Raw genomic sequence first — 18309 nt, forward strand, 5'->3', positions numbered from 1 at the left:
TCGCCTCGCGGACAGCCTTCCAGTTTCACGGCTGGAGGTTTTCCATATCGCTGGCCGTTACTTTGCCCGAGATAATGTGTCTCAGCACATCGGCGCGGACCTGGCACGCCCTTGACATAAGCCCAAAAGCCGAAATCTCGCAAGACGAATTCCGTGCCCTGAACCAACCTCGTCATCTCGGATAACCAACCTGCCGGCATACCCGCCCCAATGTCTGCACTACATTTTCGGCGCAATAGCTGTGACGCGGATCGAGCACCGGGACATCGTGCGACAATGAGTCGGCCACCGGCCGACGATCCGAGTTCCGGCGGCTAGCTTCGAAGCACATTCGGCCCCGGCCGTTCCCTTGACTGTATTGAGGTGGGAGGGCAGGGATCAGTCTTGCCAGACTCCTATGGGGATTTCCCGGAACGAAGGGTCTCCAGTTCAGATTTCCGATGGCGGCATCCAACAATATCCGATACATGGCGCACATAGCGACATTTAGGTTACAGATAGGTTCTAAATTGGAAAACTCAGCAGGCATCGGCGAGTATTGGGAAGAGTACTACAAAAACGCCTATCCGAAGACAGATCCAAGTTTGTTCGCAAAATTCGTGTTAAAAACGTATCCAGAGCGAAAATGTATCTTGGATGTCGGATGCGGAGATGGGAGAGATTCCATCTTTTTCGCCACAGAGGGTAAGACCGTTGTTGGTATAGACGCAAGCGAGTCTGCAATCAAAGTTTGTAAGTCGCGGGCGGCTCAAATGAATGGCTCGTGCACGTTCAACGAGGCCACCGTATCAAAAGATTATTTCAATACTCTTGACCTCGGCATGGATTTTCGCGTCAGCGAATCGATTATCTATTCGAGGTTCTTCCTTCATGCCGTTGTAGAGGAGGTTGAGGACTGGTTTCTTGATTCCGCAATGGCTCTTCTAGGCAGTGGGGCATTACTTTGCATTGAGTTTCGCACCGTTGCGGATGCGGAGCTAAGCAAAGTTGAGAAAGATCATTTCCGGAGGTTTATCTCGCCAACAACCTTAATGAATAAATGTCTTGAGCGCGGTATGAATTCGCTGCACTTGCGCGTAGGTAGGGGACTAGCGCCCTACGGCGACGAAGATCCAATGATCGCGCGAATGGTGTTTTCTGGGCGGATTTGAGATGCTTGCGACGGTCAGCCAGGAATCTAATCGAGAAAATTTGCTGCAGGTCTATGCAGTCATAAAGGACCTGGGCGCATTTCCCTTCTTCGGAACTCTTCTCGGATTGACGCGTGAAGGCGACATATTGAGCCATGATGACGATGTCGATTTTTATGTCAACATGTCGCATCGAACTACGATCATTAGGTTAATGCGTGAGCTCGGATTTACGCTTGATGAAGGATCTTATCCGAACCACACGCCATACTTCTTGCAAGCGCAAAGAGAGATCCGCGACGTAAGTACTTACGTCGATTTTTACTTGTATGAAGACAATGATGACTGGCAATTTATCTTGGACCGATGGAACTTCCTTGGGAATCCGCATACAGAGAAAGAGCATCTTCGCATCGATAAGAGTATGCTGTTCCCGTTGGTGACGACCAAGTTTTTTGGCGTGGACATTCGCCTACCCGCCAAGCCTGATAAATGCTGCCAGTTTCTCTACGGTGATGACTGGCGGGAGAGAAAATCAAAGGAAAAAGGCGAGTACAAGATTGCTCTGTACAATTATCAACCGCTACTGGTCACACCAGACGGTCCAATTCGCTCACTGCTCGCAGATAACGCGGCACTTGAACACGAGAACAAAATCTTATCAAGCGAATGTGAGCGTCTTTCAGTTGGCAGGGATCATTTACTAAATGAAACCTTTGTTGCGGAAGCAACGATCTCCGATCTTGATGCCGAATGCGAAGAGTTGCGCAAACAACTGGCGGAGACCGCTGCCCAGAAAGACGTCCTCGCCCAAGCCAATGATCAACTAACTAATGCGCTTGATTTAGCTTACAAACAGATCGAAGCTGCCGAATTGCATGGCGAGCGTGTGATGCAAAGTTATCTCCAAAGCACCGTTAGAGAAGGACTGTTGCTGAAGCGATTAAACCAGCTGACCCTGGTGGCTGAAGGATTGCAGCTCCGGTTCGAAAATCTCATTGCGTCACCAAACACTTTTATAGGATTTTTGATAGACGGTGGGTGGCCAATAGCATCGCATCTTGCCGCGCGACTCGAATGTCAAAGGCTCCTCAAAGCTGGTTTTAACAGTGAGTACTATTTGAAGAAGAATGCTGACTTAGTGAATTCCGGAATGAACCCTGTTCTACATTTCGTTCGCTTCGGTAGACGTGAAGGCAGAAGAGCGGCCTTTTATTAACGCCGAGGACCCGAAGGCCGACCCGCCCCAATGTATGCGATCGACCGGCTGTAGCGTTAAGATGAGGAGCGAGAGCGTCCCTTGCGTGGTTCCTCTCAGACTCTCAGATGTGGATGACTTCCATGGGTCTGTTTGAGTTGCCCTTCAAATGTGTTTAGTCGCAAGTGGACAAATGTTCCGCAGTGGGGTGGGAGTGTGACGTTAGACGATAGTAACACAGGAGTAATCGCGATAGCGGGTATGTATCTTTGCTACAATACTCACGATAGCGCTTTTGCTCACGCAATGCAGGATCCAAGAGCGCGGCTTGTATCTGGTGTATCGTTTGAATCATCTTGGCACGCGGGCGAGATCGATCCGGGCGAAGCCTGGCACCAAGTGAAAGGCTTGGGCTTGCTCAGTCTCGCAGCATTGCATTTCGCACGTAACGGCGTTGCTTTCAACTACTACGATGTCGGTTCTAATATTGGGATGGGCGTGATAGCCGAAGCCATTTTTCAACAGCGGTGTGGCATCGGTAACCGTTTGTTTGCATTCGAAACCGGACCGAGCTACGATTTATTGGTTCGCTCGATTGAAATAAACAAGCTCGCAGGAGTAATCTCGCCTGTCAGAGGCGTAATTCCTGACGAGGAGCAACATTTTGGCTCAACGGGCAACATTTGGACGTCAGCGGTGAATCTAACTTCTCATACACTCGACGGCGTCATCCGAGATCAATGCCACGCTGGCGCAGTGGTAAGAATTGATGCCGCAGGTGCTGATGTTGCTGTGATCGAAGGGCTTCGCGACGCGATCAATTCGTTGCCCTGCGTAATTCAATTTCAGTATTGTCCCGAGATCATCGACACCTACTCCAACTCAATTGACGCGCTTATCTGGTTGGGACGAAATTGTGAGATTTGGGAAATCGACGGATTACGGTTGCGTTCAATCAAATCCAGTACGCTTGGCTTTATGGAACTGAATGACAGACTTACCAGGGGTGGCGCGAAAGCGGCGGACTTGCTGTTGGTGACAAGGACTGTTCCTCGCTACTTTGACTTAATCGCGAGAATGATCAACAACTGACTGGAACTAAACCCTGTGTGCGGCGCGAGTTTTCCACCACGCATATGTCATGCTTAAGCCCTGGGACAGGGTAACAGCTGGCCGCCATCCGAGCAACTCAGTTGCAAGGCGAGTATCCAGCACATTCATCTGAACATCAACTCTCCGTTGCGACTCGAATAGAACCTCTGGCCTAATTCCAAGCGATTTGTCCATTTCGTCTAAGACACCAACGAGCGAAATACCGACCCCGGACCCCACATTCATCACCGGTTCGGCGCCCTGGTAAAGACACGCCAAAATTACTGCCTTGGCCACATCCCCAACATAGATAAAGTCGCGTACTGCGCTTCCATCGCCCCAAATCACCAACGGACGTTCCGCAATAACGTGTTCCATAGCCGCAGCAATGAACCCTTGCCCGCCCCGCGCTATCTGGCGTTCGCCGTAAGGATTCGAGATGCGGAGGGAAATTGTTGCCATATCACCCGTGTCACCTAGTAGCCGAAGGTAGTGCTCACATGCAAGCTTGGAAACGCCATAAGCATTTTTCGGCCAACATGGATGGTTCTCTCTAATAGGCGCATTCGAATCCACGCCATAAACCGTTCCTCCGGACGATGCGAAGACAAATCTCTTCACACCATTTGCCGCGCAAGCCCTGGCCAATCCGATCGGCAATGAGATGTTCTCGTGCAGCTGCGACTCAACTTGCGCGCCATCAGCCGGCACGCCCCCCGCGACTAAGTAAGCCGCAAAATCGACGCCTTTTGTCAACGGCAACAGCAATTCACTTCGATCGACTGACCCTACTGTCCATTCGAGATTAGGATGCTCAATCTGTGAGGGCGTCCGATCGAATACTCGTACTTTCGCCCCATGCTGCAACAACTGAGCGACAACGTGCCCTCCAATAAAGCCCCCACCGCCAAATATGAGAAAATGCAATCCGCGTAGATTCATTTTTCAAAAGGCTCCAACCTTCGTCCAACCAAATTGGTCGGGCTCAACATGCCTGACCGCCTTGAGCACCGACGGTACCTAACGCCGAAAGTAAGCGCTTTTTGAATCCAAGCTCTGTGAAATTGTGCTCATACACCAGCACTGCTTCACGGCCGACGTCCGGCAACCGATCGGACTTGCGAATGATATCAGCAAGCACTTCGCAGATTACATCGGGATGATTTTCTTTCAGAACGAACCCAGATACCCCGTCAACGATGAAACCCGACGTTCCGGTTTCCCGGCTGCAGACTAATACCTTTCCTTCCGCCAACGCGTTAAGGGATACTAGCGGTAATGTGTCGTCACGAGACGGACAAATCACGACATCTGTCTCCCTCAACCTGGTCAGATAGGTGTCGAAGTCGAGGGCTTCCTCTATTTCTATATCTTCATGTCCCTTGGCAAAATCGACTAGCGCCTGATAGAAGCCTTCAGAGTTCACCCTACCTGCGAGCCTTAGCTTACATTTCTGCCGTACGTCCGCCGGCAACGCCAAGTAGCCCTGAATCGCGAGATCTTGCCCTTTTCGCGGCTCGATCGTGGCCAATACCGATACCACGAACGTCTTACTAGTCGAAGCGACAGCCTCGGACAGGGGCGGCGCTTCAACTCCGTATGGAAGGATCTTGTAATCCTGAATACCGAGCTTACGAATGTACTGGCCGGAAGCGTCAGAGCCACACCAGATCTCCGTGGCGTCTAAGAGCGCATCCTTGAATTTGGGCTTTGACTCAGCCAAATGTCGAACTAGTTCCGTCTCGTGAAAGTACCAATAAACCGGCGAATATTTGGCGAACTGAGAAACTATGGGCCAACATACCGCCGTGTTCGCTATTACGACGTCAAAGTTTTTACCGAGGTCGGTTACATTAGCGTTTCGCGTGAGCGCAAGCGGGTCGACAATCACGTGCGCACCTACCCGATGCAACCTTTCTCTCATGGGGCCGTCTTCTGGTGATATCACGAGCACAAAATTGCCGGCTTCGATGAGAACTCTCGCCATATCCAGGACAATTTTCGGAGCGCCACTGCCGCTTAGGTCGTGTGAGAAAATTAGCACATCACTTTGGTAGTTCTCAGTTCTCGGCGCGGCCGGGTGATAAGAGAAGGGCTCCTGCGAATCTACATACAGAATATCTCGCATTGATGGCGTAAAAAATGGATCTCTAGCGCACAAATTCCCCCAGCGCTTCATTAGATAAATATCAGCCTTATCTTTCTTAAATTCTTTCTTTTTCTTTGTTTTGCCGATCGAAAGGTGGCCAATATGCGTCAGCTCGGCGTGGGGGGTGTAGATGCAATTATAGCCGCGATCGCGAACGCGGAAGCACAGATCTACATCGGAATGGGCAATGGGAGCGTTAACTTCGTCAAAGCCGCCAATCTCATTGAAGACTGAAAGCGGCATAGCCAAGCATGCCCCACAGATCACAGATACTTCACGGACGCTCTGCCCGAAATTAAAATGCGCAGGTGTCATCGACGGGAACGTGTGAAACGCTGTTCCGATCAACCGTCTGACGCCGGTAAGCATTCCGGCATGCTGAATCCGTCCGTCCTCGTAAAGGAGCTTCGGACCTACGACCCCTACTGTGGGAAGCGTCAGGTATTCAAGCAGGCTTTCAACCCAATCTGCAGAGATGACCCTTACGTCATCATTAAAGAAGATGACGTATTCGCCACGGGCGTTGGCAGCCCCCGCATTGCATTTCGCCGAGAAGTTGTATTGATGATCGTACCTGACGAAGCGAATACGAGGGTTTGTTACCGTTCGTTCCAGCAACTGAACGACTTCGGAGTTCGTAACCACTAATATTTCAAAGTTTTCGTAAGCCGTCTTCTTGAGTACTGACGAAATGGTGTCCCTGATGTGGGCCACATTGTCAGATGGCACCACCAACGAAACAAGACTCGCGGCATCTGGGAACGAACGTTTTGCGCGGTTTGCCATCGGCAACGCGAGAGCTGTCCCGTTGTAGTTGCGACGATCCATCGCGGCTTGAAGCGCTGCAATATTGGTCCTTCGCGCAGTCGGTTTTCCGCCTATTGCGGCAGACCCTTCGATCATGCGCCAGCCGTAGAGCACTCGTTCAATATGCTTCACATTCGGCTTTTGTTCAGCGACTCTTAGGGCGAGATCGTAATCTTGAGATAAGTCGAAGCGGCTGTCGAACCCACCCAAACGCGTTACTAGCTCACGTTTGTATGCCGACAGATGGCCTGTGTACATGCAATTCAAAAGGAGAAATGGACTCCAATCCGGCTTTGAGAATATGTCAACAACTATATTATGCTCATCAATCTTGCATTCGTCGGAGTAGATTAGGTCCAGCGTGCCATCTTCAATCACTTCACGCGCAAGGCACTGCAGGGCATCGCACGTCATCATGTCATCGTGATCCAACAGCACTATGTATTCGCCGTTTGCGGCATTTAGTGCAGTGTTTGTGGCGACAGCGATGCCACTATTATTCGGTAGTGAAATACACTTGATGCGCCTGTCGAGTTGCTCGTAATAAGCGAGGAGCGCTGTTAGCTCCGCTTTCTCGGAACAATCATCTACTATGACCAGCTGCCAATTCGCGTAGGTTTGCCCCAGAACTGATGCGATGGCGCGCTCCAGGTACACAAGGGGAGTCCTATAAACAGGCATCAGGACGCTAAAGGTCGGACCTTCGAACTCCGATGATGCAATACCCGGATCAAACCTGAACCTGTTCAACGCGTCAGTACGCATTGCGTTGTAATTGTCTAATATAGGAGTTCCGGTCGGCGGGGACTCGACTTGACCAAATTCCGGATTCAAGCCAAGCGAAGCAAATATCTCAACGTAGCTGGCGCCTATACCAGATGTCGCATGTCCAATCTGTTCAATCCAGCGTTGGTTAAACGACGGATCGCTGCCAATGCTCGCGAGCTTAGCCGACAAAAGCAAGCCTTCGTAGGGCAGCCCCCCAGCGTTGGAGAATGGGCCCCGCTCTCGATGACTGCGAAACACTTCGACGTTCTGCGCAACAACAGTCGCCCAGTCCCTTGCTACGTGCCCCAATTTCTCTGGTTTTATTTTTGGTTCGCTAGCACTAAACCATTTGCCGAAATTGAATAGCATTCCGTGGCCCTGATCTTTTCCCGATGATTTGTTCAACTCGCTTGCAGATTCGAGATCACCTGGGCCATGTGCGCTGCCAGCCCCTTCGTCGGAAAGCGGCATTGGCAATCGTCCCTCTTGGTGCCCCCACCGGATGTAATGCGTCAGCGGTTCAATTCCGGCCTTCGCTACATCCGGGTTCTGCAGCAGGTACCATCTAGTATCGAAACTGCGAGATATCTGAAGCCCACACTTCCAGCCGAACTTTGCATAGTGTGTGAGCGGATCGAGGCTTCCCAGATTAGGTTTCTGCGACAAATAGTACTCCACATCTACCAACGGATGTGGATTTGTTCTCTCCCGCCAACCGAACTTTGCGAAGTGCTTGAAGGGCTCCATTCCGTGAGATACGACGTCGGGCCTCTGATCAAGGTAGAACGCCGTAGCGAACAGAGGGTGAGGTGACAGCCCCTTTCGCCACCCGTCCTTCAGGTAGTCACTCTTGGTAGCGGTCTGTGCGCCATCGCGCTTTTGACTTGCGTACCAGCTCCTATTAAAAAGCAAATTTGAATTTCCTCGTGGTAACCAAAATCTCGAAGAATACAGTATTGCGGTCTTCATGACCTGCACCTCTTGTGCGACAGAGCGGAACCTCTACGCGACGCCAATAAAAAAACGAAACGCGCGGTTTAAGCAAAAAAGCTGCCGACGCCTCAGCGAAAATCAACCCTCATGGGTAAAGAGCCGCGCGTAAGTTGGCCCGTGAAGAGTAGTCGCGACTGTGATTATTCGGTATCAGGGATCAGGTCTTCGGACACCTTCATCAAATATCGACCGTAAGCAGTCTTCAAGTACGGCTTTGCGTTTTCGACGAGTTGCTCTTTGGAGATAAAGCCATTGAGATATGCGATCTCTTCGATGCACGCTATATTAGTGCCCTGGCGATGTTGTATAGTTCGCACAAATTCTGCAGCCTCCAGCAAGCTGTCATGCGTTCCCGTGTCCAGCCACGCATACCCGCGAGACATTCGCTCCACAAAGAGCTCGTTGCGGTCGAGATAAATTTTGTTAAGATCCGTAATCTCGTACTCACCACGCTGGGATGGCTTTAGCTCTTCCGCGTACTCGACTACCTTGTTATCGTAGAAATACAATCCGGTTACAGCAAACTTCGATCTTGGTCGTGCTGGCTTCTCTTCTAAGCTCAATGCTCGGCCTTCTGTATCGAGTTCGACCACACCATAGCGCTCCGGATCATCCACTTCATACGCAAACACTGTCGCGCCCTCACTGCGGCTCCTCGCTCGCCTCAGAAGGTTTAGCAATCCGGCGCCAAAAAAAATGTTATCCCCAAGCACGAGAGCGACCCTATCGCCTCCGATAAAGCCCTTCCCTATGGTGAAAGCCTGCGCTAGCCCGTGCGGTTGGTCTTGGATAGCATACTCAATGCTCACTCCCCACCGCGAACCGTCGCCAAACAGCCGTCGATAACTGTCCATATACTCCGGAGACGAAATAACAAGTATATCTTTTATCTTCGCCTGCATCAAAACGGACAATGGGTAATATATCATCGGCTTGTCGTAAACAGGGACGAGCTGCTTATTTACCGCGAGTGTCGCCGGGTAAAGTCGGGAGCCCGATCCACCTGCAAGAATAATGCCTTTCAAAACGAAACTCCTCTATGGGGTTAAATTTCGCTGTTCATTTCGACAACGCAACCAAGACATCCCTGAGCGCTTCCTGCCAGTGCCGCGGGACAGTTCCAAATGTATTTGAAAACTTTTCATTCGAAAGGCGAGAGTTTGCCGGCCGACGAGCGGCGGTCGGATAGTCTGTGGTTGGTATCGGTTCAACTAGCGCCGACGCATGGCCATGCGTCGGCGCTTGGCGGAATATCTCTTCGGCGAAGGTGAACCACGTCGCCTCCCCCGAGTTAACAAAATTGTAAGTTCCAAAAGCCTCGAAATCTTCCTCGAGGACTTTATTTATGACCCGAGAGAGACCCTCTGCGAGGTCTGCCGCACAAGTGGGGCAGCCTCGTTGATCACTAACTACTTTAATTGTTGGCCTCTGTGTCGCAAGGTTCAACATCGTCTTGACAAAGTTGCTGCCATGCGCGCTGAACACCCAAGCGGTCCGCAGAATAATGTGCTTCGCATTGCCGGTTCTTATTGCTTGCTCCCCGCCAGCTTTCGACGCTCCATAAACGCCTTGGGGGGACAAACAATCGTCTTCAACATAAATCTCCGATTTGGATCCGTCGAAAACGTAATCAGTCGATACATGGATGATCGGGACCGATTGCTTGTGACTAATAGCAGCTAGAGCTGCCGGCGCCAGAGCATTTACCTTCCAAGCTTGCAAGACATCGTTCTCAGCGCTGTCCACCCCGGTATAGGCGCCCAGATTTACTATTATGCTAAATCCGCCTGAATCAGCATATTGGGCCACCGCATCCGCATCCGACAGATCGAGTTCACCTCTTTTAGGCGCGACAAGCTCCACGTCGCTTGGCCACCGACTGCGGAGTAGCTCGGTTCCGACCTGCCCAGTCCCACCGGTGACTAGAATCCGCCGCGTCGTCATGCACCCAACCCCTGCCGCTTCCCAGCTTGATTACGCTGAAGTAGTGCCGACCACCACTCGCGGTTGTTCAAGTACCAGGAGACAGTCTTCTCGATCCCACTCTCGAACGTCTCAACCGGTTGCCAGCCAAGTTCGTTTCGGATCTTAGTGGCGTCGATGGCATAGCGCTGATCGTGGCCCGGTCGATCGGCTACGTGGGTGATTTGTTTGCTGTAGGACTGCCCATCCTCCCGCGGTTGCAATCGATCCAAAATCGTGCAGACGGTGTTCACAACGTCGATGTTCCGGCGCTCGGAATTGCCGCCGATGTTGTAAGTCTGGCCCACAACGCCTTTTTCGAACACATATTGAAGTGCGCGAACATGATCCTCCACATACAGCCAATCGCGAACGTTTGCACCACTTCCGTAGACGGGGAGTGGTTCGCCCGCGAGCGCCTTTACGATCATCAGGGGAATGAGTTTCTCCGGGAAGTGGTAGGGCCCGTAGTTGTTCGAGCAATTCGTGATCAGCACCGGCAGACCGAATGTGTGCCCCCAAGCGGAGACAAGATGGTCCGAGCCCGCTTTAGAGGCCGAATAGGGGGACCGGGGATCATAAGGTGTCGATTCAGTGAAATAGCCGGTCTCACCGAGCGAACCAAAAACTTCATCGGTCGAAATATGATGAAAGCGGAACTCTTCTCGACGATCGGCAGGCAGCTTCCGCCAATAACCTGCGCTCGCAGCCAGCATCGTGTAGGTGCCTACTACGTTCGTCTGGATGAATGCGCCTGGTCCGTCGATGGATCGGTCGACGTGCGACTCTGCTGCCAGATGCGTGACAACCTGTGGCTGGAAACTTTCAATGATAGCAGCCACAGCGCGCTCATCACAAATATCGCCCTGCTTAAATCTATATCTGGACGACGATGCAATTGACGACAGAGAGGTCAGAGTACCGGCGTAGGTGAGCTTATCGAAATTCAACACATCATGTTCGGTATTCTCAATCAGGTGCCTAACTAAGGCCGAACCGATGAACCCGGCACCGCCGGTAACGAGAATGCGCATGAACAATCCTTTTTCAAAGTTCAACTAGTTCGAGCGGGATACCGTCGTAAACGAAGGGGCTATCGAAATCATTCAGCAACGGCTGGCGCCCGTCTTTTGGGCTTAATATTGGCTCGATATCGCGAGGCAGAGGCCAGTCGATCCCGATCTGTGGGTCACTCCAGAGGATACCACCATCGTTTTCCGGAGAGTACAGACTGGACACCTTGTAAGTTACTTCGGTCGAGGGTTCGAGCGTGACGAAGCCGTGCGCAAAGCCCACCGGGATGTAAAGTTGCTTACCGTTCTCAGACGAAAGCTCGGCACCGACCCATCGCCCAAACGTCGGGGAAGATCGACGTATATCGACAGCAACGTCAAAAATCCGGCCACGTATACACCGAACGAGCTTGGCTTGTTCGAAAGGTGGAGTCTGGAAGTGCAGCCCCCTCAACGTTCCAATTGGAATAGAAAGCGAGTGATTGTCTTGAACGAACCGGTCGGCAATGCCAAGACCGGCGAAAATCTCCTCGTTGTAAACCTCGGCAAACCAACCCCGTTCGTCGCAAAATCGCTTGGAACTAAGCAACACAACTTTAGAAGCCATATCTATATCCTAATTGCATCGATCGACACATTGGGCCGAAAACTAGAGCGGAAGGAAACTAGCTTGCCGCGAGTTAAGGACATGGAGACCCGTATCCGCTGCCGCCGCCATTTGCAAGACCGCATGCTGCGATGCAAACGCAACTTTAGCGCGCACGTTCAGATCATCAACAAGTTGTGCAATCGCGCGATACCATTCGTCGGCGATATAGGGCAATCGTAGTTCACCTCTTTCATCCGAGAAGCCGTATGCGAACCCCTCTGAATAAATCCCGGCCGCCTGATAACGCGCCACGTCAATGCGCTTTGTCGGCGCCCGACTGTCATTGACGTGCGATGGCGTCAAAGGAACAAGCATGATGTCAATGCGGCGAGCGTTCGCGTCGGCCAAATACTCGGTCCACGGCATCGGCTCGCGGATTTGCACGTGGTCAAGACCGCGCCAGATTCTCCTTGCGCGCCGATCCGCAAACACTTCGAACCGGGCTTGCGGGCGTTCACGGAGCACGTCCGCAATGATCGGCCGGAGAAATCGATGCTCCTCCAGATGCACGCCCGTTGCGTGATAGGCGATCAGGACCTCGTCCTCTGTCTGATCACCAGCCAAGGCATCGTCGCGGGCACTCGCCCAAAGCGCCTTCGGCGGCGCCGGCGGCAACAACACGGCCTTTGCCTCCGCCAGTCGTGATGCCAGGTGCGGCGTCGAAGCCCAGACCATATCCAAATGTCTGTTCAGGCGGCCAAGCGGCCAAAGTGCGCGGTACCAGAGGAACAGCCGATAGAAAAAATCCGCATCCTTCCCCGTCACGACGGCAGGGATATCGTCGTCGAGGAACAACCCCACACCAGAGAGACGCTCCGCATTCTCCTCAAGCCAGCGCAGCACAGGCGGCGATGCGTAGCGGCATATGATGACAAAGGATCCGTCGGAATCCAAGGTCGGCGTTTCGTGGCCGCGAATGTCCACTACCTCAAATGGCGGCATGCCGGGTTCTTCGAGACGGGCTGAGAGGTAGTAGTCGAATGTCGGGTTTGGGATACGGCCGAAAACGATGATTCGCTTGACGGGCCGCCGTGGACGACCGGTAGCCCCCTCGCGCAGCCGCGGCCGAGGCAGCAGCCGCTCAATCCAGCGGGCGAACCGTTCGCTCGCGTTGCTCAAACGCTCGGCCTCGCAGCAAGGTTTCTCGGATGGGCTTCGAGAACGAATTCTTCCGCGATAAGTGAGAGGTTCGGATTGTAGTATGGGTCGGCTTTCAACGTATCGCTCCAGCGCTCATGCATGGCTCGTTCCTCCCGCGCGAAGCGCTGAAGCTTTTGCGGCGTATCGTCGGCGCCACGCGAGACGCTCTCTCTATGCAACATCGCCGCCATCGGCGTCCAGACAATACGGAAGCCCGCTTTCCTTAGCTTCAGGCAATAGTCCACGTCATTGAACGCGACGGTCAACTTTTGCTCATCCATGCCGCCCAGCCGGCGCCACAGGTCTTTCCGCGTCAGCAGACAGGCCGCAGTTACAGCCGACATATCACGCCGCTGTCGCAATAGTCCCTTATCCGTCCCGTCTTTTGGATGAAGAAAGTGAAAGCTGTGCCGCGCCACTGTCCCCGCACCGAGCGTAACCCCGCCATGCTGAACGAATCCATCAGGAAACAGCAGCAAATTGCCGGCAGCGCCGACCGTTGGATCATCGAGCTCACCTGCCAGACACTCAAGCCAATGGCAATCAACGGGTTCCACGTCGTTGTTCAGCAACAATATGAGGTCGTGCCGGGCTGCGTCGACACCGATGTTGCAAGCACGGGAGAAGTTGAAAGCTCCCGGGAGAGGTATCCGACGGACAAGTCCTGACTGCTCATACCGTGAGAACAAGGCCAGCGTGGCTGCTTCGGCGCTATCATTGTCGATGACGATCACGTCAAGATCGGCCCGAGCCGTGTTCTCAAAGAGACCTTTCAAACAGGCCTCAAGCAAGTCGGCCCTGTCGCGCGTCGGAATGATGACACTGACCGCCGGGCATTCCCGTTTAGGCTGAATAAAGGTCTCGCGACGGTCGCGACCACGGCATGATGGTCCTCGATGCAGCAGAACCCTCGGTAAATGCAGAATTGTTCCGGACGACAACTGAGCCATCGTGAGGACAACTTCGGCGGTGGATATGCTCTGTAGAGAAACGCCACGGGGGATGCAGGCCAAGCGAAGAAGGGCGCCTTCCAGGGGGAGCCATCCGGAGCGAGCAAGTGGCTCATTCCAGGCTGGCTTGAAGAAGGGGGCAACACGCGCGCCCCGAGCATCGATATGATCTTCGTCGCAGTAAACGACTGCGACATCCGTAGAGAATGCAAAAGGGCGCGCCAATCGCGCCAACGCCTTTGGAGCGACGCGCATTCCCGCCGGAAGCCTTATCCATAAAAGGTCATCGGTCGCCTCGCCTCGCGCCAGCAGTTGGTCGATCTCTGCAGCGGACGCTTCCTGAAAGTCTCGCCATGTCTGGGTTTCGAGCGACTGTCTGGTCTCCGCGACAGCGGCCGCATTGCCCCGCTCAATCGAAACGAGGATCCGGGGCCTTCGCGGCCACCCGCGCCTATCGTCTCCCGTCTCGCCCGCCTCCGCCAAAGCTTGGGCTTCGATCCAATTACTGTAGTCTGGGGCAGAAAGGGCGTCGCATTGCCGAACGAATCGAAACTCGGCTCCCTTTCGGTTGCCCGCGAGGAACAGTCTGACAATCTGAAGGAATGCCAGGGTTTGCCGGAGTGCGATCAGGACTGCTGCCTCCGCGAGCGACATACGCCGGATCATGATCTGGGGCTCGGTCCTTGCTGAAGCATTTGCAGTCGCGACGTCGGGCACCAAAGACACTGCTTCAAGCTGTACCGGCGTCCAACCGTAGAAGCACCCTCGCCCTCGCCGATCCAGCAGGAAAGAACGGAAGACCGTATCAGGGGTCCTGTCACGGCGCCTGAAAGCAAGCTGTGGCCGGCGACCAAGGCGCTTGTCGGGATCGCAAACCGTAAGCGTAATCGGCCGGTCCGCATAATGCGCCGGGCCACGCGTCAGCGCGACCTCTATTTCGTCCTGCGACGGCTCGATCATCTGCTCCAATCCATGACCGCCTGGCGGGTGTTCAATTCTCAATCGAGCCATGCCATCGCACAAAAATGGATCGGAAACAACGCCCTCGGATGTTGAGTGAAAGTCGGGCGAAGCGCTATCCAAGACGCCTGCGGAAAACTCGTCGTATCATTCCGCTGGCGAGCTCTCCGCTGCTCCCGTGGCGACAGGTCCTTTTCTCAGTTTCAGCGCCGGCGCCTCCCCCTCGAGCGCCTCCACCCGCCGATCATAATTCGGCGCGATCGTGCCCATTACCCGATCCCAGAACGAGAAATAGTTGGCATAGTTGTATTCGAACTCGGCGTGGTGCTGGTCGTGATAGGTCGTGCAAAGCATCGGCCAGGGGTGGCGCGCTGTGCGCGAGGCGAAATATTCAAAGCCCGCATGGCCGAAGGTGCCGTTGATCTGGTCGAAGAGCCGATGCGCTAAAAGAATGATCGGCGGGAACGGCACGAGGAAGGTGATCACGGCGTAATAGCCCTGCGACAACGCCGTATCCACAAGACCGATCGAATCGTTGCTCCAGACAGTCGGCGCGACGCTGCGGTGATGCAACAGGTGATATTTGTAGAAACCCTTGGTGTGCAGAAGCCGATGGGCGAAATAGAACCAGGCGTCGAAGAGCACCATGCAGAGCAGGAACAGTGGCACGGCCGTCCACCAGCTAAAGGCCCAGGGCGAAAAGAACGTCCAGCCTTGGTGCTGGACGAAGAGACCGATCGCGACAGACGTGCAAGTGACAAGGATTGATGCCATGCTCTGTCGGATCTCGATGGCCTTGCGCTTTTCGCCGCGCCGTCCCTTCTGGATGCGGCGCTCGGGGTTGCGGTCGTTGAGCCAGGTGATGCCATAGCCCAGAATGAAATAGACCAGCACCGTTGCCGCGTAGATGACGGCCAGCAAGGCAACAAAGGTAAGGCTGTCCTCGAGAAGGGCGCTCAAATCGAAATCCGCTGCGGAAAGGGAGGTTCAGATGCCGATGGACTATACCAACCGCCCTCCCCGAGGCAAGTCATCCGGCGCTAATTGCGTTCCAGTTCGGCCAGGAACGTTTTGAGCTCACTTTGATCAATGCCAACGAGATGCCGCTGTTCCGGATAGGCGCCGGATCGAACGTCTTCGGCAAATTCGGTGAATGCGCCAATCCGTTCCCGCTGAAGTCGATCATATTCGGCGGCGAAGTTGCGATAGGTCTTGGCGTGACGCGGCACGTGGCCGCGGTTGCTGCCGAGCACGTCATCGGCGAACAGATATTGGGCGTCGCAGCCCGAACCCGCCCCCATCGACAGCATCAGCATGGAGGTTCGCGCACTGATCGCCGATGCGACGTCGCCGGGCACGACCTCGATTTCGGCAGCGAAGGCTCCAGCTTCTTCCAACGCCTTCACCTGACGCCAGATCTCGAGCGCGCTCGCCGCGGTCTTGCCAACCGCCCGGAACCCGCCGGTCCATGTGGCCTTGGAGGGGATGAGCCCGACATGGCCGCAGACCGGAATGCCCTCCTCCCGCATGCGCCGGACGGTCGAAAGACCGGCGGCGCAATAGACGGCATCACCGCCGGCCTTCAGCGCCTTGAATGCCGCCCGGATGTATTCTTCCGCCGAAACGTAGTCGCCATATTCGAGACCGGGAAAGGCAAAACAGGTTGGCGCTGCTTCCCGAAACTGCGGCCCCAGAAGTGCCGGCGGCACGGAGACGAGGTCGATGCCGGCAGCTTCTGCCGCTTCGGCTTCGTCGAGCGTTTCCACCCGCAACATGGTGAGTTGGCGTTTGCCCTTCATCGAAAGGAGGTCGGCAACGGTCGGGCGGCGGCTTTTCATGAGAAGTCTCCGAAGTCAGTGAAACAGGTGAGGATCGGCGATAAGGCTCGCACTAAGCGGCAAGCAGCGCCTTGAGCTTGGTTTCAGGCGAAACGAGCGCCTGAGGATCGGGCCGTTTTCCGGCGGCAATCAACATTTCCGCAAGACGAATGTCGCGCGCGACAGCGTTGCCTGGACCGATGCCGGAGGCGGCAAGCAGCCGGCCGGTGACGTCGAGGTGGAAGAGAATGAAGGCGCCCCCTGAGAGGTCGCGACGTACGGTTTTGGCCGCTCCGTCGGCAAGTCCGGCAATCTGTAGCGTCAGGTCATATTGGTCGGACCAGAACCACGGTACGCTGGCGATGGCTTCGTTCGCGCCCAGCAGGTTGCCGGCAACGAGTGATCCTTGGTCCTGCGCATTGCGCCAGGCCTCAAGGCGCACCCTCCGGTCGCCATAGTGACAGAGCGGATAGGAGCAGCAATCGCCGGCCGCGAAGATATCGGGATCCGAAGTCCTGAGGGTCGCGTCGACCGCAATGCCATTGTCGACGATGAGGCCAGCGGCTTCTGCCAGTTCCGTATTCGGCAAGGCGCCAATGCCGACGACCAGAAAATCAGCGTCGACCGTTTGCCCGTTCACAAGCAGGATGCGCATACCGCGCTCATCCGCATCAATGCGATCGATTTTCGTATCGCACCGTAGGTCGACGCCCTCCGCGCGGTGCCGCTCTGCGACAACGGTCGCGATCTCGGCGGGGACGGCGCGCGAAAGGATGCGTGGCAGTCCTTCGATGAGGACAACCTCCACCCCGAGCCGGCGCGCCGATGCCGCCAGCTCCAGCCCGATAAATCCGCCACCGATGATGGCAAGCTTTCGCCCGGGCAGAAGTTCGCGCCGGATCTCCTCGGCGTCCGCATGCGTTCTGAGCGTGCGAACGCGGCGAGACGCATCATCGGTTCCGGGTATCGTTCGCGCTCGGGCGCCGGTCGTCAGCAGGAGCCGATCATAGGGGATGCTGCCGCCGTCGACCAGTTCGACGCGCTTGGCGACGCGGTCGATTGCCTTAACCGGACTGTCGGTCAGAACGTCGATCCCTGCGGTCGCGTAGCGTTCGGCATCGGCGACATATTTCGGTTGAACCTGTTCCTTGAGGCCGTCCTTCGAAAGCGGCGGCCGTTCGTAGGGAAGATGCGGCTCGGCGCCGATCAACGTGATTGACCCGTTGCAGCCTTTCTCCCTCAGGGCAAAGGCAGCTCTCGCGCCGCATTCGCCGGCGCCGACAATGACGATTCCACCCATTTCAACCCTCCCTGCCCGCTCTTGCTGAACTTTTCGCGTTGAAGCCGCAATCAAGCGATCGCGATGAACACGCTTCCGGCCTCGACCTTCACCGGATAGGTCTTCAGGTTGACGCAAACCGGGGCGCCCTTGGCCTGGCCGGTCTTGTAGTTGAAGCGACCGTTGTGCTTCGGACATTCGATGATGTCGTCCATCACGAGGCCGTCGGCCAGATGGATATGCTCGTGCGTGCAAAGTCCGTCGGTCGCGAAATATTCGTCGTCCGGGCTCCGGTAGACCGCAAAGGTGCGACCTTCGTGGTCGAATCGGATGACGTCTTCTTCATCGATTTCATCCGCCGCGCAGACTTCAACCCAGTTTCCGCTCATGACTTCCTCCCAT

At 54.7% G+C, this 18309-nt stretch carries 15 protein-coding genes and 1 pseudogene; 3 read left to right on the forward strand and 13 right to left on the reverse strand.

The features are described 5' to 3' along the window. Positions 1 to 104: 104 nt before the first annotated feature. Positions 105 to 289, reverse strand: a pseudogene (locus tag AC0C6X_RS17370) (IS3 family transposase); the annotation flags it as partial. Positions 290 to 509: 220 nt separating this feature from the next. Between AC0C6X_RS17370 and AC0C6X_RS17375 the strand changes: the two are divergent. From AC0C6X_RS17375 to AC0C6X_RS17385, 3 genes are all read left to right on the forward strand, one after another. Next, positions 510 to 1151 (forward strand): class I SAM-dependent methyltransferase, encoded by a 642-nt coding sequence (locus AC0C6X_RS17375; RefSeq protein WP_472954290.1) that lies wholly within the window; start codon positions 510 to 512, stop codon positions 1149 to 1151. Position 1152: 1 nt separating this feature from the next. Next, on the forward strand, positions 1153 to 2349 hold the full coding sequence (locus AC0C6X_RS17380) for a hypothetical protein (protein WP_472954292.1): 1197 nt from the start codon (positions 1153 to 1155) through the stop codon (positions 2347 to 2349). A 240-nt stretch (positions 2350 to 2589) separates the two neighbouring features. Then, entirely contained in the window at positions 2590 to 3420 is an 831-nt protein-coding gene (locus AC0C6X_RS17385; RefSeq protein WP_472954295.1) for a hypothetical protein, read from the forward strand. Between the two features lie 6 nt (positions 3421 to 3426). Here AC0C6X_RS17385 and AC0C6X_RS17390 read toward each other — a convergent pair whose 3' ends face one another. The 12 genes from AC0C6X_RS17390 to AC0C6X_RS17445 all read right to left on the reverse strand — a co-directional run bounded on the left by AC0C6X_RS17390 (position 3427) and on the right by AC0C6X_RS17445 (position 18296). Further along, on the reverse strand, positions 3427 to 4362 hold the full coding sequence (locus AC0C6X_RS17390) for an NAD-dependent epimerase/dehydratase family protein (RefSeq protein ID WP_472954298.1): 936 nt from the start codon (positions 4360 to 4362) through the stop codon (positions 3427 to 3429). A 43-nt stretch (positions 4363 to 4405) separates the two neighbouring features. Beyond that, positions 4406 to 7810, reverse strand: coding sequence for a glycosyltransferase (locus AC0C6X_RS17395; RefSeq protein ID WP_472954300.1), 3405 nt, complete (start codon positions 7808 to 7810; stop codon positions 4406 to 4408). Positions 7811 to 8277: 467 nt separating this feature from the next. After that, entirely contained in the window at positions 8278 to 9162 is an 885-nt protein-coding gene (rfbA, locus tag AC0C6X_RS17400; protein WP_472954302.1) for a glucose-1-phosphate thymidylyltransferase RfbA, read from the reverse strand. A 34-nt stretch (positions 9163 to 9196) separates the two neighbouring features. After that, positions 9197 to 10081 (reverse strand): dTDP-4-dehydrorhamnose reductase, encoded by an 885-nt coding sequence (gene rfbD, locus AC0C6X_RS17405; RefSeq protein WP_472954305.1) that lies wholly within the window; start codon positions 10079 to 10081, stop codon positions 9197 to 9199. Beyond that, positions 10078 to 11133 carry a dTDP-glucose 4,6-dehydratase gene (rfbB, locus tag AC0C6X_RS17410; RefSeq protein WP_472954307.1) on the reverse strand — a complete coding sequence of 352 codons (1056 nt, stop codon included), beginning with the start codon at positions 11131 to 11133 and terminating at the stop codon, positions 10078 to 10080. Before rfbB ends, rfbD begins: the two co-directional genes overlap by 4 nt. Positions 11134 to 11146: 13 nt before the next feature. Beyond that, entirely contained in the window at positions 11147 to 11719 is a 573-nt protein-coding gene (gene rfbC, locus AC0C6X_RS17415; protein WP_472954310.1) for a dTDP-4-dehydrorhamnose 3,5-epimerase, read from the reverse strand. Between the two features lie 42 nt (positions 11720 to 11761). Beyond that, a complete protein-coding gene (locus tag AC0C6X_RS17420; protein WP_472954313.1) occupies positions 11762 to 12880 on the reverse strand; it encodes a glycosyltransferase family protein in 1119 nt (372 codons plus the stop codon). Next, on the reverse strand, positions 12877 to 14811 hold the full coding sequence (locus tag AC0C6X_RS17425) for a glycosyltransferase (RefSeq protein ID WP_472954451.1): 1935 nt from the start codon (positions 14809 to 14811) through the stop codon (positions 12877 to 12879). Before AC0C6X_RS17425 ends, AC0C6X_RS17420 begins: the two co-directional genes overlap by 4 nt. 147 nt (positions 14812 to 14958) lie before the next feature. Further along, positions 14959 to 15771 (reverse strand): sterol desaturase family protein, encoded by an 813-nt coding sequence (locus AC0C6X_RS17430; RefSeq protein ID WP_472954315.1) that lies wholly within the window; start codon positions 15769 to 15771, stop codon positions 14959 to 14961. Between the two features lie 80 nt (positions 15772 to 15851). Beyond that, entirely contained in the window at positions 15852 to 16649 is a 798-nt protein-coding gene (locus AC0C6X_RS17435) for a 3-methyl-2-oxobutanoate hydroxymethyltransferase (protein WP_472954318.1), read from the reverse strand. 52 nt (positions 16650 to 16701) lie between these two features. After that, positions 16702 to 17928 carry an NAD(P)/FAD-dependent oxidoreductase gene (locus AC0C6X_RS17440; RefSeq protein WP_472954320.1) on the reverse strand — a complete coding sequence of 409 codons (1227 nt, stop codon included), beginning with the start codon at positions 17926 to 17928 and terminating at the stop codon, positions 16702 to 16704. A gap of 50 nt (positions 17929 to 17978) precedes the next feature. Further along, the gene (locus AC0C6X_RS17445; RefSeq protein WP_173519892.1) at positions 17979 to 18296 is read right to left on the reverse strand and encodes a MocE family 2Fe-2S type ferredoxin; all 318 of its coding nucleotides are present in this window, start codon (positions 18294 to 18296) and stop codon (positions 17979 to 17981) included. Positions 18297 to 18309: the final 13 nt, after the last annotated feature.

It is taken from the genome of Ensifer sp. VA4 (assembly GCF_055710065.1).

Bases quoted from the DNA above. Each gene is read 5' to 3' on its own strand.
- AC0C6X_RS17380 (WP_472954292.1), top strand. From the start codon at position 1,153: ATGCTTGCGACGGTCAGCCAGGAATCTAATCGAGAAAATTTGCTGCAG.
- AC0C6X_RS17385 (WP_472954295.1), top strand. From the start codon at position 2,590: ATGTATCTTTGCTACAATACTCACGATAGCGCTTTTGCTCACGCAATG.
- AC0C6X_RS17390 (WP_472954298.1), bottom strand. From the start codon at position 4,362: ATGAATCTACGCGGATTGCATTTTCTCATATTTGGCGGTGGGGGCTTT.
- rfbD (WP_472954305.1), bottom strand. From the start codon at position 10,081: ATGACGACGCGGCGGATTCTAGTCACCGGTGGGACTGGGCAGGTCGGA.
- rfbB (WP_472954307.1), bottom strand. From the start codon at position 11,133: ATGCGCATTCTCGTTACCGGCGGTGCCGGGTTCATCGGTTCGGCCTTA.
- rfbC (WP_472954310.1), bottom strand. From the start codon at position 11,719: ATGGCTTCTAAAGTTGTGTTGCTTAGTTCCAAGCGATTTTGCGACGAA.
- AC0C6X_RS17425 (WP_472954451.1), bottom strand. From the start codon at position 14,811: ATGATCGAGCCGTCGCAGGACGAAATAGAGGTCGCGCTGACGCGTGGC.
- AC0C6X_RS17435 (WP_472954318.1), bottom strand. From the start codon at position 16,649: ATGAAAAGCCGCCGCCCGACCGTTGCCGACCTCCTTTCGATGAAGGGC.
- AC0C6X_RS17440 (WP_472954320.1), bottom strand. From the start codon at position 17,928: ATGGGTGGAATCGTCATTGTCGGCGCCGGCGAATGCGGCGCGAGAGCT.
- AC0C6X_RS17445 (WP_173519892.1), bottom strand. From the start codon at position 18,296: ATGAGCGGAAACTGGGTTGAAGTCTGCGCGGCGGATGAAATCGATGAA.